The sequence below is a fragment of the Longibacter sp. genome, from assembly GCF_051155795.1.
In the GTDB taxonomy this organism is placed as follows: domain Bacteria; phylum Bacteroidota; class Rhodothermia; order Rhodothermales; family Salinibacteraceae; genus Longibacter.
The window spans coordinates 1-12,804 of sequence record NZ_DAXETW010000067.1; the positions used below are offsets into that span (position 1 = coordinate 1).

The following is a 12,804-nucleotide window of genomic DNA, read 5'->3' on the forward strand; positions in this document are numbered from 1 at the left end:
CTTTCGCAGCAGCCGATGCCGTGGAACCGGGACACGATTGTCGAGACCGCCTGGACGTGGCGAACGTATGCCCGCCGTGTTGAGCGCTACCGGTCGGCGTACGGCGACCGGTTCCATGACCTTCGGTACGAGGATCTGCTTCGGCACCCTGAGCGTGAGCTTCGTCGCATCTGCAGGCTCCTCGCGGTCGACTTCAACCCGGCGATGCTCTCGTTTCACGAACGGGCCGATGCGGCCCTGAGCGCGGAGCCATGGAAACGGAACGCGCGTCGCCCGGTGGATCCGTCGAACACGGAGAAGTGGCGCGGGACGCTCGCCCCGGCGCAGCGGTGGGTACTGCAGGCGATCTGCCGTGACGCCATGCATGCGTTCGGGTATCCAACCCCACCGGTGGCGCTCGATGCCGGGTTCTGGGCGGACGCGCTTGCCACGGCGGCACGGTCGCTCGGCATCGTCGTGCGTCGCCGCGCGCGCAAGAAGGGCTGGCGCTCGGATACCGATGCATGATCCGTCAGGCCGACGGATCGTGGTTCTCAGCCTCCTCGGCTCCCGGGATCAGCCGGAGAAGGCCTGTGCGTTTCAGAAAGGGAGCCATGATCTCCCAGTCTTTTTCGGGAAGTCCGATCCATAGCAGCACGCCGATGTAGGCCACGCCGGTGACCAGCATCCCCGCCACCCCGTGCAGGAACCACGGCTCGAGAGCAGCGCCGACGCCCCAGCCGAGGAGACCGGCTCCGAGGCCGGCGGCGAGCGGTCGAAGGTAAGCAAGGCTGAAGGGAGTGATGCCGAGCAGGTGGCGGAGCTGAGCATACTGCACCACGTTGATCGACGTCACGGACACCGCCGTCGCGACGGCAGCTCCCACGGTTCCATAGATCGGGATCAGCCACAGGTTCAGGCCGACGTTGACGACGGCGAGGAGGACGTTGTCGATCAGCACAAGTCGCTCGTGATCGCTCATCTGAAGCATCAGGCCGATCGTTCCGACGGCTGCGTTTAAGAGAGAGCTGATGGCGAGGACCATCACGACCGGTGCTCCGGCGAGAAAGTCGGCGCCGAAGAGCCAGAGAAGCGGCTCCGGAAACAGAATCAGGATGAGCCCGAGCGGCATCGAGAGCGTGACGATCCACCGGGTCGTCGTCTGAAACAGCGTGCGCAGGTCGTTTCGCCGGCCTGTATGGTACAGGTCGGAGATCAGCGGCGTAAAGGCGGCGCTCACGCTCGTCAGCATGAATCGCACCTGCGTGGCAAGAAGGGCCGCGACGTTGTAGATTCCGACATCCGCCGAGGAGGCCAGCAGTCCGATCATGATGCGGTCGGCCTGGTCGACGAAGAGCGCCGTGAGCGTCACGCCCATGACGGGGAGGGAGTAGCCGACCAGCTCGCCGAGGTCATAGGAGGCGATGACGTCGCGGTCGAGGAGGACTGGTGCGATCCGGAAGACCACGTAGAGCCCGATGCCGGCGCTGACCCCAGTGGATAGCACGAATGCCGCGACGGCCCCGTCGAGCGCCCATCCCAGGAGAAACGCGATGCTGACCGCGATGAGATTGACCAGCGGCTGCGCGACAGTCCCAACCGCTACGTCTGCGGTCATGACCTGGAGTCCGCGGGCGGCGCGGGAGGCCAGGAACGTGAGCGTGTAGAAGGGGAGGGCGGCGGCAAAGGCTCGAAGCACCGGCTCCAATCCGGCATCCGAGAAGGCCGTGGTGGCCAACCAGTCGCTAGCGGCGTAGAGCGACAGCGCGAGGGCCGCGGAGGCGACGATGCCGATGCCGAGACTGGCTGTAAGCGTTCCCTTGACCCGGGCCTGGTTGCCCTTGGCCTGGGCCTCCGCGCTGAAGCGCACGACACCGCCGTGCAGGCCAAGGGTACCGACCTCCCTTAGAATCTTCATCACACTTACGGCGAGCGTGTACGTGCCGTAGAGCAGCGGTCCGAGACCGCGGCTCAGTACCACCTGCAGGCAGACGCCGATGATTTTCCCGGCGACCTGACCGGCAAAGACGATTCCGCTCCCCCTGGCAACACGGCGGGTCAGTTTTTCGAGATCCACACCAGGCGAAGATTGGGGGAGGAGACAACCGAGGATACCGCACGCGAATCCATGCTACCGCCCATGGTACGAAGGCATGCAGGGTAAGATCAACGGCTCGCAGGCAGACGATCACGCCTTCACCGACTGTTCGGCGCCGTGGCGACCGAACGCGGGCAGACGAGCGAACCAGACGAAGAAGCCCGCGTGCAAGGCATGATTCCGGCTGACGGCTGCGCCGGTTTCATTTTTGCTCGTTTCGTTCACCTGTCGTCCCCAACGTGCCCTCCACCGATACCGGCTCACAAGGACCGATTTTCTGGGAACGCCTGCGGAAAGTGTTTCAGACGTCCACAGACGGTCAGTCGTCGCCGGACGACCCGCAGCGAAGCGTTGTGATTGCGATCTGCCTGCTCATTGCAGCGACGCTGTGGCTTACGCTGACCCTGGATGAGCAGCGAACGGTTGTACTGGACGCGCCAACGTCGGTCGTAAACTTGCCGTCGACCCGGGCGATGACCGACCTGCCGCCCGAAACCGTTCGCGTCGAGCTTAAAGGGCAGGGATTCGCCCTGATCAAGATGCACATCGACCCGCCGACGGTCCCTCTCGATGTCTCCGAAGAATCCATCGATGTGCGCGGAGCCCTGACGCTTCCCGAGCCCCAGAACGTGGAGGTCGTGAGCGTGTCGCCCCGCGAGATTCGCGTTCCCACCGAGCCGCGCATAGAACGGCGTCTCCCGGTTCGGTCGCGCCTGACCCTGGACCTTCCGCCGTCCTACGAAATGCTTGGACCCGTCCGGCTGCGACCGGATTCCGTGACGATCTCCGGTGCCGAGTCCATCGTCGAGTCCTTCTCCATGTGGTCGACGGAGTCGCAAACGCTACGCGACGTTCGAGATTCCATCCGGGTGCAGGTGTCGCTCTCTGACACCCTCGATCAGTTGCTTGAAAAAAGCATTTCCACCGTAACAGCAGAGGCACGGGCGGGTCGCTTTACCGAGGACTCGCTACGCGTAGACGTCGAGGTAAGCGGGGTCCCGTCCGACCAGAATCTGGTTGCCCTCGAACCGTCCGTGGTGACGGTGAAGTACCGCGTACTGTTCGAGCACACGTTCAAGGCCAAGACCGCTCCCGGCTTCTTCGCGACGGTCTCGTACGAAGAAATTCGGTCCGACACGTCGGGCTTCGTTGAGCCGGAGATCACGGTCCCGTCCGATCTGCAGATCCGTGATCCGAAGCCGTCGCCCCAGCGGCTTCGCTACTATACCTTCGTGACGGGAGAGTGAAGAGCTCGCCCGCTGTATGAGACCGCGTCTCCCGGGGGCGATCTGATTCTTGCTCCCGAACATGCCCCTTCTACCCTGCGACCTTCTGTTTCTGCATGCTTTTCCTGTGCCTCGCCGTTCTCTGTAGCGTTTCGATCGGAATGATCTTCAAGGTGGCGGGGCGGCGTCAACTTGATCGAACGGCGCTGTTAACCATCAATTATGCTGCGGCGGTCGGGGTAGCCGGCGTGCTGATTGCGATGGGAGGGAGGGGCGCAGCGAGCGGCCTGGCGCTCTCGATGCCCCTGCTCTTGCTGGGCGTAGGAACGGGTGCGCTGCTGATCTTCGGGTTCTTCATGCTGTCCGTCGCAACGGACATCGCAGGGATGGGACTGTCCATCGGCGTGATGCGCGTCTCCGTCGTGATTCCGTTTCTCGCCTCCTGGCTCATCTGGGCAGAGGAGCCCTCCGTCCTACAGATGGCCGGCATGACCTGCGCGGGTGTGTCGTTCTTCCTGATCGCGAGCCAGAAGGAGGCGTCGACCGATGCATCGCGGGCGGCGGCGACGCGGGAGCCGATTGCGGCCGGGGCCGAAGAAACTGCCTCGAATCGTGTGCAAACGGCTCCAGCACGCCACGGAGAGGCGGCGACGGCAGTGGAGGATTCCGCCGGACTCGAAGTCCCGGAACCCAGCGCCCGTGTCCTTGGGACCCTTTTCATCCTTTTCCTTTCCGGGGGCGCTGTCGATATCACGATGAAGACATTTCAGGAGAGCTTTGGCGCCGATAACAGCCGGTTCCTGTTCTTGCTGCTGGCGTTCGGTATCTCCTTTCTCATTGGACTCGTTTACGTCCTGCAGAAGGGTTTTCGAACGGGACAATGGCCGGGACGCGATACGTGGGTGTGGGGCATCGGACTGGGCGTGATCAATTACGGGTCCCTGGAATTTCTGCTTCGCGCGCTGGAGCAGCTTCCCGGGACCGTCGTTTTCCCCGTCAACAATATCTCGATCGTCGTCCTGGCTGCCATCCTCGGCGTGGCCTTCTGGCAGGAGCGCCTTTCTCGGACCAACCTGTGGGGACTTGGCCTGGCGATTGTCGGGTTGATTCTCCTTTCCGACGTTGACCTAATCGCCGGCGTTCAGGCCGTGCTTTCGTTCACAACGACCGCGGGATAGCATCGGAATGCGCAACCCCTCTCCGCTGACCTGACATCGACCCTCGAACGGATCCTTGACTTCTCAACAGCGACGTGCCGTCATCGGTGGCATCCTCGCCGGCATTCTGATCAGTGCCGTTTTCGTCTGGTGGCTGGGAGGACCGTCGGAGGCGACGGTGAAGCGAACGGTCGTGACGACGATTCAGGAGGAATCTCCCCGATCCATTCTCGTGACGGGGACGCTCGGGCTCCGGACGACGATTGACGTCGACTCTACTTCAACGATGACGCCTTCGTGGGTCACGACCATGCTGCAGGTAACGCAGCCGGAGCTACTGCCCTTCACGATGGGGACGGCGTCGGTCCGGCTGCGCATCCCCGGGAGTGTATCGTACGGCTTCGATGTGCAGACGCTGAAGCCGGAAATGATAACGATCGAAGACGGCGTCGTCAGCGTGTCGATCCCAGACCTCGCCGTTCAGAGTGTCGAGCCCGACCTGTCGCAGTTGGAGGTGGAAACCTCGTCGCGCGGCTGGATGAAGATGTTCACAGGCGACATGCAGGATCAGGTGCGCCGAGACGCCCTGTCACGGGTCGAAGCTACGCTGCGACGGCAGGCGGAGGCCCGGCTCGCATCCTCCACCCAGCCGCGAGTCAATACAGCAAGAGCGCTTCAGGCGATGCTGACGCCGGCCCTGCAATCCGCCGGCATCGAGGATCCGGAGTTCCGTTTCCGCATCGGCGGCGACCTGGTGCTGTCGCCCTCGGGGCCGCCAGAGACGCTTCCCGCGGGTCGGGACACGCTGTAGGGGCGCATCATCCGGGGTAGGCAGGATACGGCTTGTCGTACACCATCTGCCGCAGCTGCTTGATCTCTTGCTCCTGCATTTCCTTCTCGAACTGCAGGATATCCCGCAAGGAAATAATGCCGTATAGCGTTTCGTCGTTGGCGACCGGAAGATGGCGGATGTGGTTGTCCTGCATGATCCGGAGGGCCTCGCCGCGGGACGTCTCGTCGGATACTACGATGACGTCATCCGTCATGACATCGCGCACCGGCGTCGCGGTCGGATCGCGTCCCTCACTGACAACGCGATTGAGAAGGTCGCGCTCGGAGAAAATGCCAACCAGGCTCTCGTGGTCCTCCATAATGAGAAGGGACCCGATGTTGTGCTGAGACATCGTCTCCGCTGCCTGCTGCACCGGCGTCTCCGGTGCGGTGTAGACGATCACACCGGTCCGGTCCAGGAATTCTGAAATAGGTCTTTCGAGTGCCATAGCATGTGCGACTTCGTTCGGTAAGCTGGTGTATTCGCTCGGACCGGCAGCCCAGTGTGGCGTTTCCCGTCGACGGACAGGGGCCCGGTCGATTACGAGAATGTGCGATTGGCGGCCGACCGTGCCGGTTTCGTCATCATTGACTCGCCAACCGACATGGGCTGGTCCGTAGCGACGGTGCCCGGAATGGATCTTTCAAAAAATACTGAAACTGCCCGTGTCGTTCTGGGTACGTGACAACGACGAAAAGCGAGTGCCCACGAACCTATTTATCCGGGGCTACCCCTTTCTCATGACCGAATCCCCACCGTCGCCGGAAGCGGAGCGCCCGGCTGAGCCGGAGCCGACCTCGTACGTGGACACGCCACGAGGCCTGTTTACGGAGCACGGGATCTGGTTTCACGTGACGGAGGCGGATCTGAATGCCTATGCCGGGGACGTGATAGAGGCTGTGTCCATCGAGACCTTGATCGAATGGGCCTCGACGTGGCTTCATTCCCCGCGAACGCTGGCCCTCTGGCTCCTGCCCGCCCTGCTCTGGTGGCTGTCGCCCACATGGGCGGTGGCCGCGACAGTGTTGGCGCATGTTGCGTGGACGCTTGTCGGGCCGTCCCTCGTGAGCGAGGTCGGTGCCCGAGTGTTCGGGTGGCTGGAGAATGTGTTCGTGCAGGGCCTGTATTACGTGCTGGTTCTGAGTGCACTCGCAGCCGGCGGTGCGCATGGTGCCACGGTGGTGGCGCTGACAGGGTTCGTGCTGCTGCGCTTTCGTCTTGTTGACAAGAGCGTTCGGTTCGTGACCCGTCCGGCCCGGCGCGCTATCTACGTGCTGCCGCTACCGGATCAGGTCCTGCGTGCGTTTCTCATCCGCGCGGCCCTCAACCGCCGTCTGCCGATTCCACAGCTCGACGAGATGGCATCGGAGATGATGTCTCGCTGGGGTGACTCCGGTGATGCGTCATCGTGACGATGACGCACCCTCTCATCGCTTTCCTTCCACTGGCCTCTCTTCCGGATGCAGCGGATCACGATTTCAACAGATGCGGATACCACCGTTCTTTATTTTGCCCGACACGGCGAGACGGAGTACAACCGGAAGGGGATCGTGCAGGGGAGCGGTATCGATAGCATCCTCAACGACACCGGACGCCGTCAGGCCGATCTCTTAGGTCAACGGTTTGCAGCCGACCCCGTCGATGCGCTGTATTCGAGCACGCTGACTCGCGCTCGGCAGACGGCAGAAATTGTGGCGTCGCATCTGTCGGGTGTTGCCCGCCGCGAACTGGATGATCTAAATGAAATGTCCTGGGGGCGAATGGAAGGTGCACCTCCCTCGGATGAGCGCAACCGGAAGCTGGAGCACATCAAGGCGAAGTGGAGCGACGGTCATTACGGGCACGCCGTGCCGGGCGGCGAGTCCATCCTCGACGTCCAGTCCCGCGCCATCCGTGCTGCGCGACAGATCGTGAATACGGCTCCCGGTCAGACCGTGCTGACGATCACGCACGGACGCTTTCTCCGCGTCCTGCTATCGTCGATCTGTGACGGCTACGATCTATCGCACATGGCTTCGCTCGGGCATGACAACACCTGCGTGAATCGGATCGTCTTCAACGGAGACCTCTTTACGGCGGACATTCTCAACTGTACCGCGCATCTGCAACCCGTTTCCTGAGCCGCACCGACCGCGGGCGTTTTTTCTTATCGTTCGACCCTCCATCATGCAGAAATCCGACTTGCGAGCTGTTTCGACGACGGAAATCGACGGCGCGGATGCGGCTCGTTCCGCACTGGCGCGTCGGATCCGTGCCGCCATCCAGGGTGTCAACGGTCATCGGACCGTGAAACGTGTGGACGTTCCGGTGCGCGCGTCCATCGACGTGGCGGCGTTCCTGCGCTCGAACGAACTGGGAGCGAGCGTCTTCTGGTCGGGGCGGGGATCGATGACGTCGGTTGCAGCCGTCGGTGTTGCGGAGGAAATCAGCAGCAGCACGGTCCCCGTTGACACCGACCGATTCACCGAGGCCATATCACCTCGCACGGCGGACATCCCGGACGCCAGCCGTTACTACGGCGGCATGCGGTTCGACGCACACCAACCGGCCGCGGCAGCGTACCCGGACGACGGATGGTCTGCGTTCGGAACGTACCGGTTCGTCCTGCCGCGCTTCGAACTTGTCCGGACCGGTTCGGATACCCGGCTCGCATGCAATCTGGTGGGACCGGCCGATGTGCGTCAGATCGATGAGGTGCTCGACGACCTCGCAGACCTCGTGCTTCCGGGCGCCGATGTATCACATGTAGAGCTTTCCACGCCCATAGCACGCCACGACGTTCCGACGCGGGACAACTGGATGTCGACCATTCGTGGCGTGCTGCAGACTATCGACGTAGAAACGGTCGAAAAAGTCGTGATGGCCCGCCGTGCGTCCCTCGAGCACGACGCGTCGCTCGACCCATATTCGGTTCTTCGGCACCTTGCAGGTGCAACGCCGAACTGTTTCCACTTTTCTTTTGCGTTCGATGGCGAAGCGGCCTTCGTCGGGGCCTCCCCCGAGCGGCTGTTCTTCCGGTCGAACAACCAGGTGTACAGCGAGGCTGTTGCAGGGACGCGGTCGCGTGCCCGAACGACGACTGCTGATCGGGCACTTCGCGATGAGCTCCTGGCCAGTGAAAAAGACCGCCGCGAGCACGCGTACGTCGAAGACGCGATTCGCGACACCCTTACCCATTTCTGTACGAATCTGGACACGCCAGACCGTCGCACAGAGATGAGGCTCACGGGAGGGCGACACATCTGGACGCGTGTGCAGGGCACATTGCACGACCAGGTATCTACCCCAGAGCTCCTTCTGGCGCTCCATCCGACGCCTGCCGTCGGCGGAGTGCCGACGAACGAGGCTCTCGAAGAGATTCGGCGTCTCGAAGGCTTCGATCGGGGGTGGTACGCCGGGCCGGTCGGATGGATGGGGCGTGACCGTGCTGAGTTCGCCGTCGCGATCCGATCCGCGAGAATCCGCAATGCCACGATGGACCTGTACTCGGGGGCGGGTATCGTGAGGGGGTCACGTCCCGAAGCCGAGTGGGATGAGATCGAACAGAAAATCGGCAACTTCCTGAGCCTCGTCGATTAATCGGTCGTCCTTGCCCGCGCTGATTTCGCGCGATCGGGGGATCGTGCTGACTGCCGACATCTCACACGCCCATCACTGTTTCCGCCCGCCCTTACGTTGCCCGACTCTCCGCTTCATGCCGCCAGCACGACCTATCTGTGGGCTCGAAGCCTGATCGAAGAACTCGTCCGAACGGGTGTAGACACATTTTTTGTCGCGCCGGGCTCGCGGTCCACGCCGCTTACCATTTCAGTAGCGCAACATCCGGATACCCGGGTCATCGTCCATGTGGATGAACGGGGCACCGCGTTCGCCGCACTCGGGTATGGTCGCTCGACCGGTCGAGCGGCTGCATGGATTACGACAAGCGGGACTGCCGTCGCCAACGGCCTGCCTGCTGTCGTTGAGGCCTCTATGGATGGCGTTCCCATGATCTGCCTGACGGCCGACCGCCCGCCCGAACTCCGTGGATCCGGTGCCAACCAGACGATCGATCAGACGCGGATCTTCGGATCTTATCCTCGTCATTTCGTCGATCTTCCCCCGCCGACCTCCGAGATTCCGCTCGCTGCGGTGCTCGCCAAGCTGGACGAAGCGGTCCATCATGCGCATCGCCTTCCGCGCGGCCCCGTTCACGTAAACGCCGCCTTTCGCAAGCCGCTTGAGCCCGTCACGAAGGGCGCCACGCCGGGTGTTTCCGACCGGATCCGGCGGTGGGCAGGTTCCGGCGAACCGTTCACCCGCCGGGCTCCGTCGGCATTGTCGGTTGCGCCCGACGCTGCGAGAAGGCTGGCAGAACAGGCGGGTTCGGTAGAACGGGGATTGATTGTGGCAGGGCGCCTGGATACGCCAGAGGAGGCAGATGCTGTTCGATGCCTCGCGAGGCACCTCGACTGGCCCGTGCTCCCCGACATCACGTCGCAGCTCCGCCTGGGATCCGACCCGGAGATCGCGCGCATCGCTCATTTCGACGCCGTGCTGGCGGGAGCGGGGAGAGGCAGCGACTGGCATCCGGACGTCGTGCTGCACATTGGCGGGCGGTTCGTCTCAAAGCGGCTCCGGCATCTACTGCGGGACGCCGTGCCCGATATGTACGCGGTGGTTCGTCCCGACCCGTCCAGAATCGATCCGGATTACTACGTCACCCACCACATCGAGGCGGCTCCAATCTCTTTTTGCCGGCACTTTATCGATGCCGTCACTTCGGCGTCACGCCGTTCGTCCTGGACGACGCGATGGACGCGCGCAGATCGTGTCGTTGCGGACGTGTTGACACGGCATCTGACCCACAACGGGACGTCTGAACTATCCGAACCCGCCGTGGCGCGGCTGCTGTCCCGCGAGATCCCCTCGTCTCATGCGCTGGTGCTGGCGAGCAGCATGCCCGTCCGGGATGCCAACCGGTACGCCGAGACCACAGGATCACCGGTCCTGGTATTCTCGAACCGAGGGGCGAGCGGCATTGACGGCACGTTCGCGACGGCAGCCGGATGTTCGATCGGTCGCGAGGCGCCGACGACCTTGCTGATCGGTGACCTCGCCTCGCTCCACGACCTGTCATCGCTCGCTTTGCTGCAGCACCACCCGGTCGTAGCCGTCCTCATCAACAACAACGGCGGCGGCATCTTCCACTTCTTGCCCATCGCGGAGCACGAAGATGTGTTCGAGCCGTATTTTGCGACGCCTCAACCCGTCCATTTCGACCGTGTGGCCGCTGGATTTGACATTAAGTGCGTCCGTGCTCAAACATCGTCCGAATTCGTGCGGGCGTACGGGCGTGCCTGCAAGCGGGCAGAAGAAGCCGGAGAGTCGACCGTCCTGGAGGTGGTGACAGATCGCGCCAAAAACCGGCACATTCACGACCGGCTCGACGCGGCGTGCGCCGAGGCGGTGGCCGATCTGCGACCCGAATAAATCCCTCATGGAGGGGAACGGGCCGGGCCTCTGCATCAGGAGGCGGTTGCCGGCGTGTCACCGGTTTGCTCCCGGTAGACGGCTTCCAGGTTTTGCGCCAGAGGCAGGGGCCAGTCCTCCGACGAGTACGCCTCGAATCCGGGCAGATTGGTCTCCTTTTTCATTTCCTCCACGGTCACACCGTTCGCGCGCTTCGCCCGAACGAACTCATCCAGGGCCGTGAGGTAGTCTCGCATCCGATGCAGTCCCGCACGAGACCCGGTGAGTCCGTGGTCCGGATGCCCGTGTCCGAAGATAAAAAGCGTATCGTCGTCGTAGCGGTCGTGGAGTGTCTCCAGCGTCGTGATCCAGTTTTCCACCAGGGCGCCTCCGTCGACATCGATAAACGGGATGACGCGGTTGAATACGAGGTCGCCCGTGTGAACGACATTTGCGTTCTCGAAAAAGATCGTGGCGTCGCCACCGGTGTGGGCTGGACCATCGTGGTTCAGGGAGATCGTCTCATCGGCGAGATCCGTGGACCAGGCGTCGTCGAAGGTCGTCGCGGCCGTAGCGGGAGTTGCGCCATCCTCTGCCGTGACCCGCTGAAGCCGAACACATTCGGCATGCGCGACCGAGCGATTCGACCGGTCGAGTAACTTCGCATTCCCGCCCGTATGATCGCCGTGATGGTGCGTATTGATGAGCAGGTCGATCAGGGGTGTCGATGACTTCTCCGCATGTGATTCGAAGGCGGCCGTCGTAGCGTCCGCCGTTTGCGGGTACTGCGTGTCTACGATGGCCAGTGCGTCGTCGCGGAGCATCCATCCGATCGTTCCGCCGCGATCCACGTAGGTGCCGACACCGCGACGTAGTTCTGTGATCGTTCCAGAAAGTGTCCGAGCCGTGGCAAAAGATGGGTATTTGACCGTGGATGCAGCCAGTATACCCCCGGCAATTCGAAGGAATCTTCGGCGAGAAAGCATCTTTTGAGCAGGTTGGGAGCAGAACAGGGATGACAGGGGTTAACGTATGATCCTCCGTTATTGATAACCAAGCTCGGCAGAAACGGTCATGTTACGAAGTTCCCCGTCGTGGTGTCCCCCCGCGCCGGACCGACGGGGATGTGGAATTCGGTTGGAAGGGGACGATGCCAGATTGCCGGACACCCGCACCGTAGAAGCGGCCCCATGCGGATTCGACGATGTGCCGTCGTGGTCCCAGAGCCTCTTTGCGGGCTCTGCATCACCCGTTCCCGAATAAACTCTTGTACATGCTGTACTACACGACGACAGGTACTGCGAACCAGCCTCCCACCTGCTTCCTCCATGGCTTCATGGGTAGCACGTCTGACTGGACCCAGATTACGGATGCGCTCTCATCGAACGCTTACTGCATCGCTGTCGACCTTCCGGGGCACGGCCGGTCCGTACGGCGACCGGGGTATGAGTATACGATGGAAGGAGCGACACAGGCGCTCGCCGATGTTCTCGACGACGCGGGCGTTCAGCAGTGCCATCTCGTCGGATATTCCATGGGAGGGCGTGCGGCGCTGTACTTCGCCGTCCATCACCCCGAGCGAGTCCGATCGCTCGTTCTGGAGTCGTCGTCGCCCGGGCTCACCTCCTCCGCGGATCGGGCGTCACGCCGGGATGTCGACGCAGAACGCGCCCGCCGCATTCGTGACGACTTTCCTGCATTTCTCGAAGATTGGTACCGAATTCCCCTCTTCGAGTCGCTCGATCGACATGACCTCGTGCAGACGATGATCGAAAAGCGGTCCTCAAATGACCCGGACGAACTGGCTCGCGCCCTCGTCGGGCTGAGCGTCGGTGCGCAACCATCTCTTTGGGAACGGCTGAAGGATCTGGATATACCAACGCTCGCGTGCACAGGCGAACTGGACGAAAAGTACGTCGAGATCTCTCGCTTCATGGCGATCGGGTCGCGACGTATGGAGACGGTGATTTTTCCGGATGCCGGGCACAACGTGCATGCGGAGCGGCCACAGGCCTTCCTGTCGCAACTCGTCCGGTTTCACTCCACAAGCTAAACGCCCCG

12 protein-coding genes are annotated in these 12,804 nt (G+C 62.6%); 9 read left to right on the plus strand and 3 right to left on the minus strand.

Features of this window, described 5'->3' with window-relative positions; genetic code table 11:
* Positions 1-507: sulfotransferase (locus ACFCU0_RS07230; RefSeq protein ID WP_434972994.1), on the plus strand; the 507-nt coding region annotated here is incomplete at its 5' end.
* A 4-nt stretch (positions 508-511) separates the two neighbouring features.
* Here the strand turns inward: ACFCU0_RS07230 and ACFCU0_RS07235 are convergent.
* Entirely contained in the window at positions 512-2,056 is a 1,545-nt protein-coding gene (locus ACFCU0_RS07235; protein WP_434972995.1) for a flippase, read from the minus strand.
* A gap of 260 nt (positions 2,057-2,316) precedes the next feature.
* Here ACFCU0_RS07235 and ACFCU0_RS07240 point away from each other — a divergent pair, with 260 nt between their 5' ends.
* The 3 genes from ACFCU0_RS07240 (at position 2,317) to ACFCU0_RS07250 (ending at position 5,271) form a co-directional block, all read left to right on the plus strand.
* A complete protein-coding gene (locus tag ACFCU0_RS07240) occupies positions 2,317-3,324 on the plus strand; it encodes a CdaR family protein (RefSeq protein WP_434972996.1) in 1,008 nt (335 codons plus the stop codon).
* A 95-nt stretch (positions 3,325-3,419) separates the two neighbouring features.
* On the plus strand, positions 3,420-4,481 hold the full coding sequence (locus ACFCU0_RS07245) for an EamA family transporter (protein ID WP_434972997.1): 1,062 nt from the start codon (positions 3,420-3,422) through the stop codon (positions 4,479-4,481).
* A gap of 55 nt (positions 4,482-4,536) precedes the next feature.
* On the plus strand, positions 4,537-5,271 hold the full coding sequence (locus ACFCU0_RS07250; protein ID WP_434972998.1) for a DUF4230 domain-containing protein: 735 nt from the start codon (positions 4,537-4,539) through the stop codon (positions 5,269-5,271).
* Positions 5,272-5,278: 7 nt separating this feature from the next.
* Here the strand turns inward: ACFCU0_RS07250 and ACFCU0_RS07255 are convergent, their stop codons facing one another.
* Positions 5,279-5,740: a CBS domain-containing protein gene (locus ACFCU0_RS07255; RefSeq protein ID WP_434972999.1), complete on the minus strand. Its 462-nt coding sequence runs from the start codon at positions 5,738-5,740 to the stop codon at positions 5,279-5,281.
* A 292-nt stretch (positions 5,741-6,032) separates the two neighbouring features.
* Between ACFCU0_RS07255 and ACFCU0_RS07260 the strand changes: the two genes are divergently transcribed.
* From ACFCU0_RS07260 to menD, 4 genes are all read left to right on the plus strand, one after another.
* Positions 6,033-6,704, plus strand: coding sequence for a hypothetical protein (locus tag ACFCU0_RS07260; protein ID WP_434973000.1), 672 nt, complete (start codon positions 6,033-6,035; stop codon positions 6,702-6,704).
* A 48-nt stretch (positions 6,705-6,752) separates the two neighbouring features.
* Positions 6,753-7,412 (plus strand): histidine phosphatase family protein, encoded by a 660-nt coding sequence (locus ACFCU0_RS07265; RefSeq protein WP_434973001.1) that lies wholly within the window; start codon positions 6,753-6,755, stop codon positions 7,410-7,412.
* 46 nt (positions 7,413-7,458) lie between these two features.
* Positions 7,459-8,871 (plus strand): isochorismate synthase, encoded by a 1,413-nt coding sequence (locus tag ACFCU0_RS07270; RefSeq protein ID WP_434973002.1) that lies wholly within the window; start codon positions 7,459-7,461, stop codon positions 8,869-8,871.
* A gap of 96 nt (positions 8,872-8,967) precedes the next feature.
* Entirely contained in the window at positions 8,968-10,764 is a 1,797-nt protein-coding gene (gene menD, locus ACFCU0_RS07275) for a 2-succinyl-5-enolpyruvyl-6-hydroxy-3-cyclohexene-1-carboxylic-acid synthase (RefSeq protein WP_434973003.1), read from the plus strand.
* Between the two features lie 35 nt (positions 10,765-10,799).
* Here the strand turns inward: menD and ACFCU0_RS07280 are convergent, their stop codons facing one another.
* On the minus strand, positions 10,800-11,567 hold the full coding sequence (locus ACFCU0_RS07280; protein WP_434973004.1) for an MBL fold metallo-hydrolase: 768 nt from the start codon (positions 11,565-11,567) through the stop codon (positions 10,800-10,802).
* Between the two features lie 449 nt (positions 11,568-12,016).
* Between ACFCU0_RS07280 and menH the strand changes: the two genes are divergently transcribed.
* Entirely contained in the window at positions 12,017-12,796 is a 780-nt protein-coding gene (menH, locus tag ACFCU0_RS07285) for a 2-succinyl-6-hydroxy-2,4-cyclohexadiene-1-carboxylate synthase (RefSeq protein ID WP_434973005.1), read from the plus strand.
* Positions 12,797-12,804 lie beyond the last annotated feature (8 nt).